15 protein-coding genes and 1 riboswitch are annotated in these 19,972 nt (G+C 63.6%); of the genes, 5 read left to right on the top strand and 10 right to left on the bottom strand.

Annotated features, from left to right (window positions below; all coding sequences use genetic code 11):
• Positions 1-195: 195 nt before the first annotated feature.
• Positions 196-1,629: an adenosylhomocysteinase gene (gene ahcY, locus AAD027_RS17320; protein WP_341727287.1), complete on the bottom strand. Its 1,434-nt coding sequence runs from the start codon at positions 1,627-1,629 to the stop codon at positions 196-198.
• 38 nt (positions 1,630-1,667) lie between these two features.
• Positions 1,668-1,758: riboswitch (S-adenosyl-L-homocysteine riboswitch) on the bottom strand.
• A gap of 153 nt (positions 1,759-1,911) precedes the next feature.
• Here ahcY and ppc point away from each other — a divergent pair.
• A complete protein-coding gene (gene ppc, locus AAD027_RS17315; RefSeq protein WP_341727286.1) occupies positions 1,912-4,650 on the top strand; it encodes a phosphoenolpyruvate carboxylase in 2,739 nt (912 codons plus the stop codon).
• Positions 4,651-4,827: 177 nt separating this feature from the next.
• Here the strand turns inward: ppc and AAD027_RS17310 are convergent, their stop codons facing one another.
• The 4 genes from AAD027_RS17310 to metK all read right to left on the bottom strand — a co-directional run bounded on the left by AAD027_RS17310 (position 4,828) and on the right by metK (position 9,718).
• The gene (locus AAD027_RS17310; protein WP_341727285.1) at positions 4,828-5,661 is read right to left on the bottom strand and encodes an alpha/beta hydrolase; all 834 of its coding nucleotides are present in this window, start codon (positions 5,659-5,661) and stop codon (positions 4,828-4,830) included.
• A 199-nt stretch (positions 5,662-5,860) separates the two neighbouring features.
• Positions 5,861-7,732: an ATP-binding cassette domain-containing protein gene (locus AAD027_RS17305; RefSeq protein WP_341727284.1), complete on the bottom strand. Its 1,872-nt coding sequence runs from the start codon at positions 7,730-7,732 to the stop codon at positions 5,861-5,863.
• Positions 7,733-7,769: 37 nt separating this feature from the next.
• The gene (locus tag AAD027_RS17300) at positions 7,770-8,270 is read right to left on the bottom strand and encodes an acyl-CoA thioesterase (protein WP_341727283.1); all 501 of its coding nucleotides are present in this window, start codon (positions 8,268-8,270) and stop codon (positions 7,770-7,772) included.
• Between the two features lie 239 nt (positions 8,271-8,509).
• Positions 8,510-9,718, bottom strand: coding sequence for a methionine adenosyltransferase (metK, locus tag AAD027_RS17295; protein ID WP_341727282.1), 1,209 nt, complete (start codon positions 9,716-9,718; stop codon positions 8,510-8,512).
• 289 nt (positions 9,719-10,007) lie between these two features.
• Here metK and olsF point away from each other — a divergent pair, with 289 nt between their 5' ends.
• From olsF to AAD027_RS17275, 4 genes are all read left to right on the top strand, one after another.
• The gene (gene olsF, locus AAD027_RS17290) at positions 10,008-11,735 is read left to right on the top strand and encodes a bifunctional ornithine lipid synthase OlsF (protein ID WP_341727281.1); all 1,728 of its coding nucleotides are present in this window, start codon (positions 10,008-10,010) and stop codon (positions 11,733-11,735) included.
• A gap of 38 nt (positions 11,736-11,773) precedes the next feature.
• Positions 11,774-12,565: a UDP-2,3-diacylglucosamine diphosphatase gene (locus AAD027_RS17285; RefSeq protein ID WP_341727280.1), complete on the top strand. Its 792-nt coding sequence runs from the start codon at positions 11,774-11,776 to the stop codon at positions 12,563-12,565.
• 191 nt (positions 12,566-12,756) lie between these two features.
• On the top strand, positions 12,757-13,854 hold the full coding sequence (locus AAD027_RS17280) for a metal-dependent hydrolase (RefSeq protein WP_341727279.1): 1,098 nt from the start codon (positions 12,757-12,759) through the stop codon (positions 13,852-13,854).
• An 88-nt stretch (positions 13,855-13,942) separates the two neighbouring features.
• A protein-coding gene (locus AAD027_RS17275) for an IS3 family transposase (RefSeq protein WP_341727278.1) occupies positions 13,943-15,057 on the top strand; the annotation gives its coding sequence in 2 pieces (ribosomal slippage) (positions 13,943-14,195 and positions 14,195-15,057; 1,116 coding nt in all).
• 211 nt (positions 15,058-15,268) lie between these two features.
• On the opposite strand, the gene AAD027_RS17270 is transcribed toward AAD027_RS17275, so the two are convergent.
• From AAD027_RS17270 to AAD027_RS17250, 5 genes are all read right to left on the bottom strand, one after another.
• Positions 15,269-16,012 carry a hypothetical protein gene (locus tag AAD027_RS17270; RefSeq protein WP_341727277.1) on the bottom strand — a complete coding sequence of 248 codons (744 nt, stop codon included), beginning with the start codon at positions 16,010-16,012 and terminating at the stop codon, positions 15,269-15,271.
• Between the two features lie 20 nt (positions 16,013-16,032).
• Positions 16,033-17,487, bottom strand: coding sequence for a glycoside hydrolase family 19 protein (locus AAD027_RS17265; protein WP_341727276.1), 1,455 nt, complete (start codon positions 17,485-17,487; stop codon positions 16,033-16,035).
• Between the two features lie 93 nt (positions 17,488-17,580).
• Positions 17,581-18,120, bottom strand: a complete 540-nt coding sequence (locus AAD027_RS17260; RefSeq protein ID WP_341727275.1) for a hypothetical protein — start codon at positions 18,118-18,120, stop codon at positions 17,581-17,583.
• Positions 18,121-18,553: 433 nt separating this feature from the next.
• Positions 18,554-19,105 carry a hypothetical protein gene (locus tag AAD027_RS17255; RefSeq protein ID WP_341727274.1) on the bottom strand — a complete coding sequence of 184 codons (552 nt, stop codon included), beginning with the start codon at positions 19,103-19,105 and terminating at the stop codon, positions 18,554-18,556.
• Positions 19,106-19,128: 23 nt separating this feature from the next.
• Positions 19,129-19,972, bottom strand: an 844-nt coding sequence (locus AAD027_RS17250; protein ID WP_341727273.1) for a glycoside hydrolase family 19 protein, incomplete at its 5' end; no start/stop codon positions are given.

The raw sequence follows: 19,972 nt of genomic DNA, 5'->3' as shown, positions 1-19,972 counted from the left end.
CGGCCAAGCTTGCGATGATCCCGGCACGGAGGCAAGCGATGGGAAAGCGCGATCCGCCACGGCATGGCCGAAACAGGGTGCGCATCGCATCCGCGGAGCTTGCCGGATGCGCACGCACGCCTGTTCCAGGGCCACAAAGCGGAACGGGCGCCATGCGACGCCCGTTCCAGGAGTACAGCGAAACCACCGAAGCGATCAGTAGCGGTAATGATCCGGCTTGTAGGGACCTTCCACCGGCACGCCCAGGTAGTCGGCCTGGTCCTGGGTGAGCTTGGTCAGCTTCACGCCGATCTTCTCCAGGTGCAGGCGGGCGACTTCCTCGTCCAGGTGCTTGGGCAGGCGGTAGACGGTCTTCTCGTAGACGTCCTTGTTGGCCCACAGGTCGATCTGCGCCAGGGTCTGGTTGGAGAACGAGTTGGACATGACGAAGCTGGGGTGGCCGGTGGCGCAGCCCAGGTTGACCAGGCGGCCCTCGGCCAGCAGGAAGATGGCGTTGCCGTTCGCGAACACGAACTTGTCCACCTGCGGCTTGATGTTGATCTTCTGCACGCCCGGCAGGTTGTACAGCGCATCGACCTGGATCTCGTTGTCGAAGTGGCCGATGTTGCACACGATGGCCTGGTCCTTCATCGCCTTCATGTGGTCGATGGTGATGATGTCCTTGTTGCCGGTGGTGGTGACGTAGATGTCGGCCTGGCCCAGCGTGTCCTCGACGGTGTTCACCTCGAAGCCTTCCATCGCCGCCTGCAGCGCGCAGATCGGGTCGATCTCGGTGACGATGACGCGGGCGCCGTAGGCGCGCAGCGAGTGCGCCGAGCCCTTGCCGACGTCGCCGTAGCCGCAGACCACCGCCACCTTGCCGGCCAGCATCACGTCCATCGCGCGCTTCAGGCCGTCGGCCAGCGACTCGCGGCAGCCGTACAGGTTGTCGAACTTGGACTTGGTGACCGAGTCGTTGACGTTGATCGCCGGGACCAGCAGGGTGCCGGCCTCGGCCAGCTGGTACAGGCGATGCACGCCGGTGGTGGTCTCTTCCGAGACGCCCTTCCAGCTCTTCACCACCTCGGTCCAGTAGCCCGGGCGTTCCTTGTGCACGCGCTTGAGCAGGTTCTTGATGATCTGCTCCTCATGGCTGGACGAGGGCGTGTTGACCCAGTCGCTGCCGTTTTCCAGCTCGTAGCCCTTGTGGATCAGCAGGGTGACGTCGCCGCCGTCGTCGACGACCAGTTCCGGCCCCAGCTTGCCGTTGCCGAAATTCAGGGCATCCAGCGTGCAGTCCCAGTATTCCTCCAGGGTCTCGCCCTTCCAGGCGAACACCGGCGTGCCGGTGGCGGCGATGGCGGCGGCGGCGTGGTCCTGGGTGGAGAAGATGTTGCAGCTGGCCCAGCGCACGTCGGCGCCCAGGTCTACCAGCGTCTCGATCAGCACGGCGGTCTGGATGGTCATGTGCAGGCTGCCGGTCACGCGCACGCCCTTCAGCGGCTTGGCGGCGGCGTGCTTGCGGCGGATGGACATCAGGCCCGGCATCTCGTGCTCGGCGATGTCGATCTCCTTGCGGCCCCAATCGGCCAGGGAGATGTCGGCGACCTTGTAGTCGCCCTCGGTGGAGAACTGGCGTACTGCGTTCATGTGTGCGGCTCCGGAAGTTGGCGAGCTGGGCTCGCATTCTTGACCGGGCGCCGTTACAAAAAAGTCCTGCCGAGCCTGGCCGTGCCTGCCTGTGGCGAAGACAGCACGGTCGCAGCGCCCCTCGGCGAGGCGCCGCATTATATCGCTTGTTCCGGATGGAACGATGGCCCGCCGCCGGGCGCGATGGGGTAGGCTTGGGATTGTTGCCTTGCAGCAGACCACTTGTCCCACGAGGCAATACCAATCGAAAACCAAACGAACGACGGGAACCACGCGCCACGCATGAACAGCCCCCGCAGTCTCGAATTCGCCCCGCCCGATGTCCCCCTGCGCGAAGATGTACGCCGCCTGGGCGCGCTGGTCGGCGACATGCTGGCCGAGCAGGTCTCGCCGGCCTTCCTGGACGAAGTGGAGCGCGTGCGCACCACCGCCATCGCCCGCCGCCAGAGCGATGCGCCGCCGCAATCGCTGGCCGGCCTGCTGGACGGGCAGGCGCCGGAACAGGCCGAATCGCTGATCCGCGCCTTCAGCACCTATTTCCAGGTGGTCAACATCGCCGAGCGCGTGCACCGCATCCGCCGCCGCCGCGACTACCAGCGCGCCGGCAGCGCCACGCCGCAGCCCGACGGCCTGCACGACGCGCTGGCCAAGCTGAAAGCGCAGGGCGTGACGCTGGACGAATTGGCCGGCTGGCTGCCGCGCATCGACATCGAACCGGTCTTCACCGCGCACCCCACCGAAGCCGTGCGCCGCGCCTTGCTCGAGAAGGAACAGCTGATGGTCGCCAGCCTGGTCAACGGGCTGGACGGACAACGCACGCCCGGCGAACAGGCCACCGACATCGCGCGCTTCCGCATGGCGCTGACCTCGGCGTGGCAGACGTCCGATTCCTCGCCGGTGCGGCCGAGCGTGGAAGACGAGCGCGAGCACGTGGGTTTCTATCTGGTGGAAGTGCTGTACCGGGTGATCCCGGTGCTCTACGAAACACTGGAGAACGCGATCACCGAGGTCTACGGCGCCGCGCCGGCGGTCACCACGCACCTGCCGCGGCTGTTGCGCTTCGGCACCTGGGTGGGCGGCGACATGGACGGCAATCCCAATGTGGACGCCACCACCATCGCGGCCACGTTGAACGCCCAGCGCAACGCCATCCTCGCGCGCTACCTGAAGGAACTGCACCAGCTCACCACGCTGCTCAGCCAGTCCACCGCCGTCGTCGGCGTGTCGCCGGAAGTGCCGGCCCGGATCGAAGAATACCGCGCGCTGCTGCCGGAAGCCGCGGCGAAGTCGCGGCCGCGCCACGGCGACATGCCGTACCGCCTGCTCAACGACCTGATGCGCGCGCGCCTGCAGGCCACGCTGGAGGACCGGCCGGAGGGCTATGCGTCGCCGGAGGAACTGGCGCACGACGTGGACCTGATCCTGCACAGCCTGGAAGCCAATCGCGGCCTGCATGCCGGCTGGTTCGCGGTGCGCCGGCTGGCATGGCGCGTGCGCACCTTCGGTTTCCACCTGGCGCGGCTGGACGTGCGGCAGGAATCCAGCGTGCATGCACGCGCGGTGGCCGCCGCGCTGGACGACGGCGATTGGGAAACCCGCGACGCGGTGGAACGCGCCGCGCTGCTGGGTCCGTACGCCAGCGGCGAGAAGCCGTTGCCGGCTTCGGAAGAAGAGGGCAATCCGCGCCTGGATGCCGTGTTCGCCGCCCTGGCCGACGCGCGCCGGCGGCATGGCGGCGACGCGCTGGGCGCCTACATCATCAGCATGGCGCACAACCGCGCCGACGTACTGACCGTGCTGGCGCTGGCCCGTCGTGGCGGCCTGGTGGACGATGATGGGCATGTGCCGCTGGACATCGCGCCCCTGTTCGAGACCGTCGGCGATCTCCAGCAAGGCCCGGCCACCTTGCGCGACCTGCTCGCCGATCCGGTGTACCGCGCGCACCTGGCGGCGCGCGACAACGTGCAGATGGTGATGCTGGGGTATTCCGACAGCGGCAAGGACGGCGGCATCGCCGCGTCGCGCTGGGGCCTGCAGCGCGGGCAGGTGGAACTGCTGCAGGCGGCGAAGGAACTGGGCATCAGGCTGACCTTCTTCCATGGCCGCGGCGGTTCGATCAGCCGCGGCGGCGGCAAGACCACGCGCGCGGTGGACGCCTCGCCGCGCGGCAGCGTGGACGGTCGCCTGCGCGTGACCGAGCAGGGCGAAGTGATCCATCGCAAGTACGGCATCCGCGCGCTGGCGTTGCGTTCGCTGGAACAGTCGGTGGGCGCGGTGCTGGTCTCCAGCCTGCGTCCCCGGCCGGCGGAACCGCGCGAGGAGAAGTGGCGCGAGGTGATGGACGCGGTATCGCGCGAAAGCACGCGCGCGTACCGCGCCTTCGTGGAGGCGCCGCGCTTCATGGACTATTTCCGCAGCGCCACGCCGATCGACGTGATCGAGCGGATGACGCTGGGTTCGCGCCCGTCGCGACGGCTGGGACAGGACGCCGCGCTGGACAACCTGCGCGCGATTCCGTGGGTGTTCGCCTGGAGCCAGGCGCGCGCGGTGATCCCGGGCTGGTACGGCGTGGGCAGCGGCCTGCAGGCAGTGGCCGGGGCAGGTGGCGAGGACGGGCTGGGTGAAAGCACGCTGCGCGAGATGGCGCGCGACTGGCCGTTCTTCAAGACCTTCCTGGACGACATCTCGATGGTGCTGGCGAAGGGCGACCTGAACATCGCGCGGATGTTCTCGCGCATGTCCGGCCCGCTGCACGACGAATTCTTTCCGCTGATCGAGCGGGAACATGCCGCCACGCTGAAGTGGGTGATGGCGTTGAACGGCAACGAATGGCTGTTGCAGCACGACCAGCGGCTGGCGCTGTCGATCCGCCTGCGCAACCCCTACATCGACCCGATCAGCGTGATGCAGGCCGACCTGCTGAAGCGCTGGCGCGAGAGCGACCGCGAGGACGACGCGCTGCTGCGCGCGTTGGTCGCCAGCATCAACGGCGTGTCGCAGGGCGTGCAGAATACCGGTTGACCGCACTGTAGGAGCGACGTAAGTCGCGACCGTCGACCAACAGAGAGCGCTAAGCCATGGATCGGTGCGGATCCCATGGATACGAAGAGAATCCGCCCGCAGGTCTCCGCATGCGTCCGGTGCTCCATGAGGGTCCGATTCCGCGGTCGCGACTTACGTCGCTCCTACAGGGACCCATCAGGACAGTTGCAGGTCCAGCCAGCGCAGCAGGTCGGCGACCACGCGGCTGCGCTCGGGTTCGGCCTCGTTGTATATCTCGTGGTACAGGCCGCGGTAGTCGTGCACCTGCAACCGGCGTTGCACCGCGGCCTCGGCGAAAGCCCGCGCACCGGCCGCATCGACCAGGGCGTCGTCGCCGGCGATCTGCAGCAGCGTGGGAACGTGCAGCTGGCCCGCGCGGGCGATGACCTTCGGCCCGGCCTCGAAGATGAAATGGGCCAGGCGCGCGCTGATGCGGTCGTGGTTCAAGGGATCGTCCCGATAGAGGCGCTCCACCTGCGGATCGTGCGACAGGCGGTCCGCGGGCAGTCCATTGCGCAGGGTCTGGTGCGGGCGGACGGCGGATACCCACCGCGCCAGCCGGCGCTCCAGCGCGGAGGCGTGCGAGGCCAGCGCCGGGGCCGAGGCGACCAGGCCGCGCGGCCGCAGCTCCAGCACCATGACCGCGTACATCGCCACCAGCCCGCCCAGGCTGTGGCCGAACAGGAAGGGCAGGTCGTCGCTTTCCCGCGCGTAGCGGGCGAACACATCGCAGACATCGCGGGGCAGGGCGTCCCACTGGCTGCCCAGCACGCCGCGTTCGCCCTGCGAATGGCCGTGGCCACGCTGGTCGTAGCCGCGCACGGCGATGCCGGCGGCATTCAGTTCGCTGGCCAGCCGCGCGTAGCGGCCGCTGTGTTCGCCCAGGCCATGCACCAGCAGCACGCGGGCGCGCGGCCGCAGTACCGGCCAGTCGCGCTGGTGCAGGGTCAGGCCGTCGGAGGTCTTGAGCGGGGCGGTCGACGGAAGCATGGCGGAACCATGGTGCTTGCGCGTCCCGTGGTCAAGCTGTCCCTGTAGGAGCGGCTTCAGCCGCGACCGCGCCAAAACAATCCGAGAACATCCGTGGGAACGAACATGTCGCCACGCGGCGGGATAGGTGAACAACCGGTTTTTTGGCCTTCTTCGCGACACGCGGTCGCGGCCGAAGCCGCTCCTACAGGGGGAGGCGTCAGCCGTCGAGTTCGGACCAGCGCTGGTAGGCGTGGTCCAGTTCGGCCTGCGCGGCGGCCAGCTGGTCGTTGGCGCGCTGCAGGCTGGCTGCGTCCTGCTGGTAGTAGGCCGGGTCGTTCATCGCGGCGGTGTGCTGGGCGATATCGGTTTCCAGCGCCTCGATGCGCGCCGGCAGCTGTTCCAGCTCGCGCGCATCCTTGTAGCTGAGCTTGCGCTTGGGCGCCGCGGCGGGTTCTTCCGCCGCCTTGGCGGGCATCGCCGGCGTCGCGGTCGGGGCGGGGGCGGCCGCCTGCGCCACCGGGCGTTGCCGCAGCCAGTCGGTATACCCGCCGACGTAGTCGCCCAGCCGGCCTTCGCCTTCCAGCACCAGCGTGCTGGTGACCACGTTGTCGAGGAAGTCGCGGTCGTGGCTGACCAGCAGCAGCGTGCCCTTGTAGTCCAGCAGCAGCTCTTCCAGCAGTTCCAGCGTTTCCACGTCCAGGTCGTTGGTGGGTTCATCCATCACCAGCAGGTTGGACGGCTGCGCGAACAGCTTGGCCAGCAGCAGGCGGTTGCGCTCGCCGCCGGACAGGCGGGTGATCGGCGCGCGCGCGCGTTCCGGCGAGAACAGGAAGTCCTGCAGGTAGCCGATGATGTGCTTGCGGCTGCCGTTGATCTCGACGAAGTCGCTGCCCTCGGCCACGTTCTCCAGGGTGGTGCGCGATTCGTCCAGCTGGCTGCGGTGCTGGTCGAAGTAGGCGATCCGCAGGCCGGTGCCCAGCTTCACTTCGCCCTGCTGCGGCGCCAGTTCGCCCAGCAGGATCTTCAGCAGCGTGGACTTGCCGGCGCCGTTGGGGCCGATGATGCCGACGCGGTCGCCGCGCAGGATGGTGACCGACACGTCGTCCAGCAGCACGCGGCCATCGTAGGCCTGGGTGATGTGGCCGGCTTCGATGACCTTCTTGCCGGAATTCTGCGCACTGGCGACTTCCATCCGCACGTTGCCGGACAGCTCGCGCCGTTGCGCGCGCTCGCGGCGCATCGCCTTCAGCGCGGTCACCCGGCCCTCGTTGCGGGTGCGGCGGGCCTTGATGCCCTGGCGGATCCACACTTCTTCCTGCGCCAGCAGCTTGTCGAAGCGCGCGTTCTCTTGCGCTTCGGCGTGCAGGCGTTCCTCGCGGCGGCGCAGGTAGTTGTCGTAGTCGCCGGGCCAACTGGTCAGCCGGCCGCGGTCGATCTCGACGATGCGGGTGGCCAGCGAGCGCAGGAAGCTGCGGTCATGGGTGACGAAGACGATGCTGCCGTCGAACTGCTTCAGGAAGCCTTCCAGCCAGGCGATCGCCTCGATGTCCAGGTGGTTGGTGGGCTCGTCCAGCAGCAGGATGTCCGGCTTGCGCACCAGCGCCTGCGCCAGCAGCACGCGGCGCTTCATGCCACCGGACAATGCGGCGAAGTCGGTTTCCTCCGGCAACTCGAGGCGGTCCAGCACCTGCTGCACGCGGCGGTCCAGGTCCCAGCCGTGCTGGGCCTCGATCTGCGCCTGCGCTTCGCCCATCGCGTCCATGTCGCCGTCGTGCAGCGCGTGGTGGTAGCGCGCCAGCAACCGGCCCAGGTCGCCCAGGCCCCGCGCGACCACGTCGAACACCGTGCCCTGCGTGTCCTGCGGCACCTCCTGCGCCATGCGCGCGACCACCACGCCGCCCTGCACGCGGATCTCGCCGTCGTCCGGCTTCAGTTCGCCGGCCATCAGCCGCATCAGCGTGGACTTGCCGGCGCCGTTGCGGCCGACGATGCAGACGCGCTCGCCGGATTCGATGGACAGGTCGACGTGTTCGAGGAGAAGCGGCCCGCCGACACTGAAGTCGACCCGCTGGAATTGCATCAGGGACATGCGGCCATTGTAGCCGTCGCCCGTCCCCGCAGGGGGTTCAGGCGTCCGCGCCGATCCCGCCGGCGAGCAGGACGGCATGCCGCTGCTCCATTTCCTCGCGCAACTGGCGACGGATCCGCGCGGCGGCGCAACGCCGCACTTCGTCCGCTGTCTGCGGCTCCAGCGCGGGAACGGCGGTGGGGCGGCCGGCATCGTCCACCGCCACCATGGTGAAGAAGCAGCTGTTGGCGTGGCGCACGCTCTGCTTGAGGATGTCCTCGGCCACCACCTTGATGCCCACCTCCATCGACGAGGTGCCCGTGTAGTTGACCGAAGCCAGGAAGGTGACGAGTTCGCCGACGTTGATGGCCTGGCGGAACATCACCTGGTCCACCGACAGCGTGACCACGTACTTGCCGGCGTAGCGGCTGGCGCAGGCATAGGCCACCTGGTCCAGCAACTTGAGGATGGCGCCACCGTGCACCTTGCCCGAGAAGTTGGCCATGTCGGGCGTCATCAGCACGGTCATCGACAACTGGTGGCTGTTCAGGGTGTCCATGACGAGGGGTGGGCAGTGGCGATGACGCGCAGGCTAACCCATCGCCGATCTCTGTAGGAGCGCCCCATGGGCGCGATGCCTTTCGTTCCGCCGATGGGAAAGCATCGCGCCCATGGGGCGCTCCTACAGGGGGCGGGATATATGCGGGTACGGCAGCGCAGGCCGGGAAAATGGAACGGGCCGCTTGCGCGGCCCGTTCGGGAGGTTGGTGGATGCCCGGTCGCGGGCATGGCCCGCTCCTACAACTTGGCGTCCTTGCGCAGCGCTTCGGCGCGGTCGGTCTTTTCCCACGAGAAGGTGGTGGCGGTGTGCTTCTTGCCGGCGCCGTCCACGTAGCTGATCTCCTTCGGCTTGCGGCCGAAGTGGCCGTAGCTGGCGGTGGGCTGGTAGATCGGGTGCTCCAGGTCCAGCATGCGGGTGATGCCGAACGGGCGCAGGTCGAAGTGCTTGCGGATCAGCTTCTCGATCACGTCGTCGCCGACCTTGCCGGTGCCGAACGTGGTGACCGAGATGGAGGTCGGCTCGGCCACGCCGATGGCGTAGGAGACCTGCACTTCGCACTTGTCGGCCAGGCCGGCGGCCACGATGTTCTTGGCCACGTAGCGCGCGGCGTAGGCGGCCGAACGGTCCACCTTCGACGGATCCTTGCCCGAGAACGCGCCGCCGCCGTGGCGGGCCATGCCGCCGTAGCTGTCGACGATGATCTTGCGGCCGGTCAGGCCGCAATCGCCCACCGGGCCGCCGATGACGAACTTGCCGGTCGGGTTGATGTGCACCTTGCTCTTCGGCAGCGCGTCCAGCCACTTCTTCGGCAGCACGGGCTTGAGGATGCTCTCGCGCACCGCTTCGATCAGGTCCTTCTGCTTGATGTCCGGATCGTGCTGGGTGGACAGCACCACCGCGTCCAGGCCGAGGACGCTGTTGCCGTCGTAGCGCAGGGTGACCTGCGACTTGGCGTCCGGGCGCAGCCACTTCAGCTTGCCGTTCTTGCGCACCTTGGCCTGCTGCTCGACCAGGCGGTGGCTGTAGTACAGCGGCGCGGGCATGAATTCCGGGGCCTCGTTGCAGGCGTAGCCGAACATCAGGCCCTGGTCGCCGGCGCCCTGTTCCTCGGGCTTCTTGCGGTCCACGCCCTGGTTGATGTCGGGCGACTGCTTGCCCAGCATGTTGATGATGGCGCAGGTGTGGCCGTCGAAGCCGACGCTGGAATTGTCGTAGCCGATGTCGTTGATGACCTTGCGCGCCAGCGACTCGATGTCCACCCACGCGGTGGTGGTGACCTCGCCGGCCACGATGGCCGCGCCGGTCTTCACCAGCGTCTCGCAGGCCACGCGCGCGCGCTTGTCCTGGGCCAGGATGGCGTCCAGCACCGCATCGGAAATCTGGTCGGCGATCTTGTCCGGATGGCCTTCGGAGACCGATTCGGAGGTGAACAGGTAGCTGGACATCAGGCTTATATCCTTTGATTCGGATGAAAAGATGGGCGCGCATGATACACGGGCCGGGCGGTGCGTGCATTCTCCTTCGTTCAGGGTCGCCGTGGGTTAAGGCGGGGTGGGGGATTGAGGTTGCGGGTTGTCGGTTCCTGGTTGCCGGAGAGGGCTTTGCCGGCAACCAGGAATCGGCAACCGGGAACCCGCGCCCTGTCACCGGATTGCCAGAAAACCGCAACAGTGCTGTCGCGCATCGGGCGCAGGCTTCGCGGCGAAACCCCGCCGCCAGGTCCCGCACACGCCCATGCGTCCGCTGGAACAACAGATCGCCGAACGCTATCCGCACTGGTTCCGTGGCCGCCGCGCGGGACTGGCCCGTCCGCTGCTGCGCACGCTGGGGCGCTGGTCGAAACTGGACCGCGCCTATGCCTTCCTGGCCGAGCACGCCCACCTGCGCGACTTCGCCTTCATCGAGGCCGCCACCGATTTCCTCAACCTGCGCTTCACGGTGGAACCGGCCGGGCCGTGCCGCATTCCCGCCAGCGGACGGCTGCTGATCGTGGCCAACCATCCCTCCGGCGCGCTGGATGCGCTGGCGTTGCTGCAACTGGTCGGCAGCGTGCGGCAGGACGTGAAGATCGTGGCGAACGACCTGCTGGCCGGCATCGAGCCGCTGTCGGGTCTGCTGCTGCCGGTGCGCATCCTGGGCGGCAAGCCCGGCGCCGACAGCGTGCGGGCGGTGGAGCAGGCGCTGGAGGCGGAGCAGTGCGTGATCGTGTTCCCGGCCGGCGAAGTCTCGCGGCTGGGTCTCCGCGGTGTGCGCGACACCCGCTGGCGTCGTGGCTTCCTGCGCTTCGCCCGGGCCACCGGCGCGCCGGTGCTGCCGATCCGCGTGCAGGCGCGCAATTCGGCGCTGTTCTACGGCGCATCCACGCTGTTCAAGCCGGCCGGGACGGCCCTGCTGGCGCGCGAGATGTTCCGCCGCAACCAGCGGCGCATCCAGTTGCACGTGGGCCAGCCGATCGTGCTGGACCACGACACCGAACCCGGCCAACTGCTGCGGCAGGTGCGCCGTGCCCTGTACGCACTGGGGCGCCGGACCGAGCCGGGCAAGCCGGCCCAGCCCGAGGCGCCGGAACCGCTGGTGGAGGCGGCCGATCCGGCGCGACTGTCGGCGTGCATCGACGCGCTGGAAGTGCTGGGCGAAACCACCGACGGCAAGCGCATCTGCGTGGGCCGGGTGCCGGCGGGTTCATTGTTGCTGCGCGAGATCGGCCGCCTGCGCGAGCTGACCTTCCGCGCGGTGGGCGAGGGCACCGGCAAGCGCATGGACGTGGACGCCTACGATGCCTGGTACGAGCATATCGTGCTGTGGGACGCCGCGCAGCGGAGGATCGCCGGCGCCTACCGCATCGCGCGCGGCGCGCCGGTGCTGGCCGCGCACGGGTTGAAGGGGCTCTACAGCGCCTCCCTGTTCCAGTACGCCGATGACGCGTTGCCGCGGCTGGCCCAGGGCATGGAACTGGGCCGCAGCTTCGTGGCGCCTGACTACTGGGGCAGCCGCAGCATCGACTATCTGTGGCAGGGCATCGGCGCCTACCTGCGCAGGCATCCGCGCGTGCGCTACCTGTTCGGCGCGGTCTCGATGAGCGCGGCGCTGCCGTTGCACGCGCGCGAACAGATCGTGGCCTATTACGCGCACTACTACGGCGACCGCAACGGCGAGGCGCAGTCGCGCCACCCGTTCCGCTACACCGCCACGCCGCCCTGTTTCGACGAACTGGACGCCGAGACCGCCTTCCGCGTGCTGAAGACCAACCTGGACGCGCTGGGCGCGGCGGTGCCGATGCTCTACAAGCAGTACACCGAACTGTGCGAACCGGGCGGCACGCGCTTCCTCGCATTCGGCGTGGACCCGGATTTCAGCGACTCCATCGACGGCCTGATCGAAGTGGACCTGCAACGCATCCGGCCGAAGAAGCGCGCCCGCTACCTGGGCGAAGCGCGAACCCCGGCGGAGACCGCGGCATGAGCCCGCAGGCTGGGCTCCCCACAGGAAAATCCCCGCCGATGCGGCGCGCAGTCTTCGTCTCCGACGTCCACCTCGGTTCCAAGCACTGCCACGCGGCCGAGTTCGCCGATTTCCTCGGCGGCCTGCGTTGCCGGCGGCTGTACCTGGTCGGCGACATCGTCGATCTGTGGTGGATGTCGCAGCGCCGCGCGGCCTGGGACAACGCGCACAACCGCGTGATCGAAGCACTGCATGCGCTGGCGCGTGGCGGTACCGAGCTGATCTACGTGCCCGGCAACCACGACCGCCCGATCCGCCGCTTCTGCGGCCTGATGCTGCCGGCCATGCAGGTGCGCCGCCGCGCCATCCACACCACGCTCGACGGGCGCCGCCTGCTGGTGACCCACGGCGACGACTACGACGGCATCACCCATTTCGGCGGGCTGCAGGAGAAGTTCGGCGACTGGCTGTACTACCGCATCCTCACCGGCAACCGCCTGACCAACCAGGTCCGCCGCCGCCTGGGCCTGCGCTACTGGTCGCTGGCCGAATACCTCAAGCGCCAGAGCGACGCCGCCGAACGCTACATCGCCCGCTTCGTGCAGGCGGGCCTGGACGATGCGCGGCGGCGCGGACTGGACGGCATCGTCTGCGGCCACATCCACCGCGCCGCGTTGTTCCAGCGCGATGGCCTGCTGTACGCCAACGATGGCGACTGGGTGGAAAGCCTGACCGCGCTGAGCGAGGAGTCCGATGGCCGGCTATGCCTGCTGGGCCACAACGGGCAGGTGCTGGCCGAGGTCGCGCCGCGCCTGCAACTGGTGATGCAGGACGTGCCGCGCGCCGCTTAAAGCCTGTATCACGATCTCGATAAACGCGGCCGGTATTCGAGAAAAGAGATCCGTCATTCCGGCGGCTTGACCAGCCATTCGGCTGTTGAAAGCCGCCGGAATGACGAACTCCTTTTTCGAGATCGTGAACAGGTTCTTAGGGCCTGTTGCGGGTGATGGTCGCGGGCATGGCCCGCTCCTACAATCGCGGGATGGATTCCCTCAGCCAGATCGTCCTGGGCGCCGCGGTCGCCGCGGCCATCGTTCCCGCCTCCCATCGTCGCGCCGCGCTGCTGGCCGGTGCCGCGCTCGGCACGCTGCCCGACCTGGACAGCATTCCCATCGCCCTGCTGTCCGACGACCCGGTCACGCTGATGACCGTGCACCGCAGCTTCAGCCATTCGCTGCTGGTGCTGCCGTTGCTGGGCTGGCTGCTGTGGTGGCTGTTCCGCCGCTTAGGCAAGGGCCGCGTGGCCGAAGCGCCGGCCAGATGGTTCTGGGCCATCCAGCTGGCGCTGGCGACGCATCCGCTGCTGGACGCCTTCACCGTGTACGGGACGCAGTTGTGGTGGCCGCTGGCGCCCTCCCCGACGATGTGGTCCAGCGTCTTCATCATCGATCCGCTCTACACGGTCTGGCTGCTGGTGGCCTGCGTGGTCGCATGGTTCGCCCGCGAGCGCGTCCTGGCCCGACGCGCGCTGGCGGCCGGACTGGTGCTGAGCAGCGCCTACCTGGGGTGGTCCCTGCTGGCCAAGTCGATCGTGGACCGGGACGCGGAGCGCACGCTGGCCTCGATGGGCCTGGGCGACGCGCCGTACTTCTCCGTGCCGATGCCGTTCAACACGCTGCTGTGGCGCGTGGTGGCGATGACGCCCAGCGGCTATGTGGAGGCCGAGCGCTCGGTCGTGGCCGATGAAGGGCCGCTGCTGTTCCACGGCTATCCGTCCAATGCCCAGGCGCTGGCCGAAGCGCGCGATATTCCTTCCGTGCAACGCCTGGCGTGGTTCAACCGCGGCTTCATGCGCGCACAGGTGCAACACGACCGGCTGGTCCTGTCGGACCTGCGCATGGGCCTGGAGCCGGACTACAGTTTCCGTTTCGAGGTCGCCGAACGCCGCGACGGACGATGGCAGGCCATCGCGCCCGTGCAGCAGCCCTGGACCGCGCCGGTGTCCGGCATGGCGGGGTTGCGCGATCTGCTGTCAGCCATGTGGCGCCGGATCTGGCACACGTCCGATCAGCCTTTCCGCGCAGCGATCGATCCGCCCGCGTCGGACGATCCACCGCGTCCTTCCGGCACCATGCACTGAGCTATGAAAATTGACCTCCCCCCGCAAAATGTGACCATCCAGAAGTAGAGAAATTCGGCGACACTCAGGCCCAAGGAGGCCCGTTGCCATGAAGAAGTCGAAGTTCACCGAAGAACAGATCGCGTTCGCCCTGAAGCAGTCCGAGACCGGCACGAGCGTCGAGGAGGTGTGCCGGAAGATGGGCATCTCCCAGGCCACGTTCTACAACTGGCGCAAGAAGTACGGCGGATTGGGCGTCTCCGAGCTGCGCCGATTGCGCCAGCTCGAGGAAGAGAACCGCAAGCTCAAGCAACTGGTTGCCGACCTGAGCCTGGACAAGGTCATGCTGCAGGACGTACTGGCAAAAAAGCTCTAAGGCCCGTCCAACGCAAGCAGTTGGCGGGCCATCTGATCGAGCGGTATCGCGTGAGCGTTCGTCGCGCTTGTGCGGTGGTGAAGCAGTGGCGCCCGGGCGGGTACTACCAGGCCAAGGAAAAAGGAGACGACCCTTTGCGCAAGCGTATCGAGGAAATCGCGGCCACGCGGGTACGCTATGGCTTCTGGCGCATCTTCGTGCTGTTGCGCCGCGAAGGCTGGAAGGTCAATCACAAGCGGGTCTATCGCCTGTACAAGCAGGCGGGCCTGAACCTGCGCAGCAAGCGTCCGCGCCGGCGCAAAGCCAGCGCACACCGCCTGGAGCGGCCCTTGCTGACGGCGCCGAACCAGAGCTGGAGTATGGACTTCGTGGCCGATGCCTTGTTCGATGGACGCAAGCTGCGCGCCCTGACCGTGGTGGACAACTTCACCCGTGAAAGCCTGGCAATCCGGGTGGATCAAAGCCTCAAGAGCGAGGATGTCGTGGCGGTGGTTGAGCAACTCCGGCAAGAGCACGGGGCACCACAGCGCATCCAGACGGACAATGGCAGCGAATTTGCCTCATTACCGATGGACCGCTGGGCCTACGAGCACGGCGTGGTCATGGACTTCTCGCGTCCCGGCAAGCCGACCGACAATCCGTTCATCGAGTCGTTCAACGGCAGTTTCCGTGATGAATGCCTCAACGCCCATTGGTTCCTGTCACTAGACGACGCCCGCCAGAAGATCGAAAGCTGGAGACAGGATTACAATCATTTCCGCACCCACTCGTCCATCGGCGATATCCCGCCTGCCGAGTATGCGGCGAAATTCCAACCCCACCCCAACACGCCGGATTTTCCACTTTAGGGCGGCACCACTTCGGGGAGGAGGTCAAGCGGGAAACCTCTCCTTATGAATGCACTACTTGACGGGGAAGGCTACGGTCGAACGCATCCGGCGTACCTTGCGCCCTCAAGCCGCCCAAATGCACCCAGCCCTTCGGGGCGGTGGCGTCCGCCGTGCCATACAGTTCGCACGTCCTGGACAGCCTGAGAGTCCCAGCATAGCTGGGATATCCTTATGGGGAATATATGATTTTATATCCGGACTCTTTATGGAGGCCCCAAAAAACAAATTTATCTTTATGCGCACTATTTAATATTGGAGAAAATTCATATCCATTCATCTGCACTAATATTGCGAAATTTTCATCAAAAACAGATACTGAAATATTGTCCGTCAACTCATCAGAGTCCCCTAGATCGCATCTCAAGACATGATAGTTGGAGTACGACAATCCGGCGGCAACCCCTTGACAACCTGTTGAAAGGGACAAAGATGTTAACCATGGATGCTCTGTAGTGTAGGGGATAATGTTATTATTATTTATCGCATCCTCTAAGCTATCAACCGTAGCCTCCGATTGATCCCGGCAATAACTTCCCACTGAAACCATGCCTTTATCGTCAAATGCTCTTAGATAAGTACAGTTAATAATTAATTTTTCTTTATAAGCTAATAAAAATGGAGTGATTGACTTGTACTTTTGCCTTGACGAAAACGTATCTTGAATAATGAGATTAATTCCATCTTCTGTAATATCAAGATAAGTGTAAAGTCCTCCGTAATTTTCCAGAACACCCGACCTCCTTGCTATTTCTTCCAGGTTAATGGCTACACTTGTCTTGCCTGCCCCCCCATCACTTTCATTGAGACCAACTTGATTTTGGTCTGCATTAACATCATGAGAATGGTAATCTATTCCGCTAGAGGCTCCTTGACAGCCAAATCCGAGAAGGGGGACTACTGCCAATGCGGCCATAAAACATATTGACTTAAATATCAGCATTTCGATTTCTCAAGAATAGATTCGAACAAGTTGGCGTACCCAGCAATTAAGTCAGCTTTGTCAAGACCATTTATAGCTCTTCTTGCATTGACGTAATCGGTTGTAGATTCATTTAAATAAGATGTAATTCTTCTTCCTGTAAAAATTCCTTCATACATTCCATGGATCATGCAGCCAGATGCATATCTTGCAGTCAGCGCCGAATCTGGTGAATTGACAAGATCTATTCCTAAATGTTCTCCGCACCGCCTGTAGTTTACTTTCCAAGTTAATTGTACATATCCCCTTCCTCGATACTTGTAGCCATCGCCCTTATCTGTGTTTTCCATGGCTACGGCTCTGTTTCGATGCGCTTGAGTGCTAGCAAGCACGGGGTCGTACTTGTTGAAATAAGATTGACCTCCACCCTCTGTCCTGGGCTCGAAATAAATTCCATTCCACAGCGTTTCGTGCCTTGCAGTTGCAAGCATGTAGGCAATGTGTGGGATATAGCACTCACGACCCTTGGACTTGTAGTAATCGACGATCCCCTGTATTAGGGTCTTTAGGTGAACAAGAGAGGCCTGATCGAAAGTCTGACCTAAGGAATTAGAAAATTCCCCGTGACGTCTATTGTATTCTTCAAGGAATTTATTAACATTAATGCAGCCGCAGTTGCATTGGAAATTCCCCGCCAACCCCACCGGATGGAAGTGATACACCTTCCCCGACGGGAACCCCGGCACCTTGGCCTGCACCGCATTCCACCATTGCAGGCGTTCGATTCGCGGCTTCTCCTTTGCCACGCTCTCTTGGGCCTTCGGCCCAACCAGTGCCGCCAGTTGATCCAGCACGCCGAACTTCTGCTCGGGCTTGTACCATTCGCTTTCATGCCGGGCGATCGTGCGGCCGATGACCGGCGCCAGCAAACGATTGTGCAGCGCGGCGTCCAATTCCTTCTCGCTCAAGTCGCCATCGCCATCCGTATCAATGGCCTTGCGGAGTTGTTGATAGAAGGCGCTCTCGGCCGGTCTTGGCCCCCGGTTGAACCTATGCTCGTAGTACTCCGCGACCGACGACCACCACGTGCCGGCCCGCGTACTCGGCGCGTCCAGCGTGGTGAAGCCGGTCCAGTGCCAGGGCGTGACCAGCCGACCCGCCTCTTCCACCCAGCCCGTCACGCTTGACTCGCCCGTCTGCGCGGTGACCTTGCGCCACCGCTTGCCGTCGGGGCCGACATGCAGCGGCGCGCTGTTGAGCGCCACCACCTGCGCCCCCTTCACCGTGCCCACTGTCGCCCTGACCGCCTCCGGCAGGGTCGCATCCGAGCCCAGCTTGTCGCCGGTGTTCAGTTTCAGGAGCGTGTACTGCGCCTTGGGCAGGTGATCGGCATAGCGGCGGCATTGCCGGATGAAGGCTTCCACATCATCACCGCTGAACACTTCCAAGTGCAGCAAAGGCCGGGTCATCGGCCCATTGCCGATGGGCCTCACCGACGCCGGAACATCTTTGCCCAGATAGCCATGCGAACAGACTGCCAGTACATCAATTTCATGCGGCGTCTACCGCTGAAGACTCACGTAGTTGCTCCAGTCGCAGTCGATCTTCTGCCGTCCTTCCACAAAGCCGTAGCCACGTCCGTCTGGATACATCATCTGCTCGCCCTGGATATCTGGAGACATGTACTTGACAACACGCCCATCCGGCGCACGAACATCTGGATCAAAGGCCAGCTCGCGCCTGGATATGCCAGCGCCGACTATGCACGATTCGCGCAAGAGCAAGCTGCCCTCATGGGTTCGCCACGAAGATACGCGATCCAAGCTTCCTTCCAACGCACCGTCGAGGTCGTACACGGCAAGACTCGCAACGAGTTCGTTCCCCTCGCCTTCACCCGTGAAATAGCCGTTGCGCAGAAACACGACATGGTAAGCACCATTCAACGACCACACGAAAACCGGCTTCAAGTCGCTGTTGCCACCTCTATTCAGCTCACTTCCGTCGTGCAGATCGAAATCGAACAAGTTGGATTGCAGGCATTGCTCGGAAAGCGACAGCGGACTCGCCGAAGAAAAGCTCTTTGTCAGGTCAGCGTCGTCCATGCCGCTCTCTGACCCTCGCGGCGGGTAACTCTTGAATAGCCCGAACACGTTGACTGCGAATCCGCTTTCCGGCACTGGCGTCGCGTTGGCGGCAAGACTGGCCGCACAAGCAGCGAAGCTCTTGACGTCGCTCTGGACAGGCGCCGAGGACGCAGAGCCCTCCATTCTGCAACCGGACGCCATGGCGAGAAGCAAGAACGCAATAGCGATTCCGAACCTCACTGAGCTATTTCCCTGAAATTTGGAGCGAAGCCGCCAACGTGGAGATGGTGGTGGTGATCGATGTAGTGAATGGTGCGCGACAAGAGCCTCTGGGTTCCACCCTTTGTGTACCGCCACGCGTACTGGGTCTTCCATCCGAACTTGAACAATGCATCATTCATCGCGTTCTGCCTGACCTCCTTGGGGCTGCCCACATTCTTCCTCGCCATGTCTATGGCTTTCGAAACAATTTCCGTATGCTTTCTGCATTCCGATATCGATAGTAAACACTCTTCCCTTCGCGTGTACCATCCAAGCCTTCTCCAATGACACTCTCAACATCCTTCATCCTAGTAAAATTCAAGCCGTCTTTTCCCGCCTTGTAAACATACGTTTTATAGTAGTTTCCTTCAGTTTCCAGTCCCAGATGACTTATTTCCCAGCGCGCAATGATGAGCAACTCTTTACGCCCATCCCGATCAACGTCCAATGTGAAGACCGACTCAATATTGGGAGAGTCGCCTTGCGGCTCAATCTTGCCCAGATAGTATGATCTTGGTGACCCGGTTGCCGGACTGGTCAAATACATCTCTATGTCTGAGCCTGATTCGCGATCTTCGGATTTTGTTACACGGAAGAACTGAATGAGCGAATTGCCAGAGGGGAAATCAATCTCAAGCGTTGGCGAGGCGATTGAAGTTACAGAATCTCCCCATTGACTGTTAGCTTGTATTTCAGATGGAAGTACGAGAAGAAAAACAAGAATCAGGTAAAATACTTTCATTTGTTTGACCTCAGAAAATAAATTCAATTATTAATTTCATGAAATACCTTTGAATTCCATATTCTATTAAAGTGATTTCTGCGCGCACCATAGCTTTTTGTGTGTTTGTTTATAATGGCGGTAATCAAGTCCACATTCTCGACAGACTCCCCCTTGTCGGCGATTTCGTAAAGCTTATAATTCAGCCAAAAGAATACTGCTGAACGCACCGCATACTTTGGCTGGGCGAGCAAATCGGGGTTATTTATGAAATCTGGAGACTCATCAGGCCAAACTCCGGAATACCTGTCTTGGAAGCTTTGATAATTAGCCTTCCACGTCAGTTGTTTCAATCCACGACCGCGATATTTCCAACCCTCGCCCAAAGAATAGCTCCCGTGGCCCTCTCTGTTTGAGTAGGCACGGTTGGCAATTGCCTCTTGGTCAGCAGGATGGTCTGAAGTGCGCCCATAGAGGTCTGCTTCGCTTGGATTGCGACGGAAATACGAGAAAGTATCTTTCAACACTTGTGGAGAGTAGTTCAGGCTTTCTACCGTGCGCGCTTTGGCGCCAGCCTCCTCTCGCACCTGAGAAAAGAAGTGAGAAAGCCGCAGAGGCGTATCCAACTTGTACTCCTCAATGTTCTTGTTGATATCGTCTACGAAATACTGAAGTTTCACCTCATCCACTTCTGGGGACTCAAACACCACTTTGAGCATACCCACAGTTAACCGACCGCTTTTTTTCTCGAAATTCCCCGCCAACCCCACCGGGTGGAAGTGATACACCTTCCCCGCCGAGAACCCCGGCACCTTGGCCTGCACCGCATTCCACCATTGCAAGCGTTCGATTCGCGGCTTCTCCTTTGCCACGCTCTCTTGGGCCTTC

Source organism: Pseudoxanthomonas putridarboris, from assembly GCF_038321125.1.
Classification (GTDB): domain Bacteria; phylum Pseudomonadota; class Gammaproteobacteria; order Xanthomonadales; family Xanthomonadaceae; genus Pseudoxanthomonas_A; species Pseudoxanthomonas_A putridarboris.
Note: the sequence above shows the minus strand (reverse complement) of the source record. Positions and strands in the feature narration are given on the sequence as shown.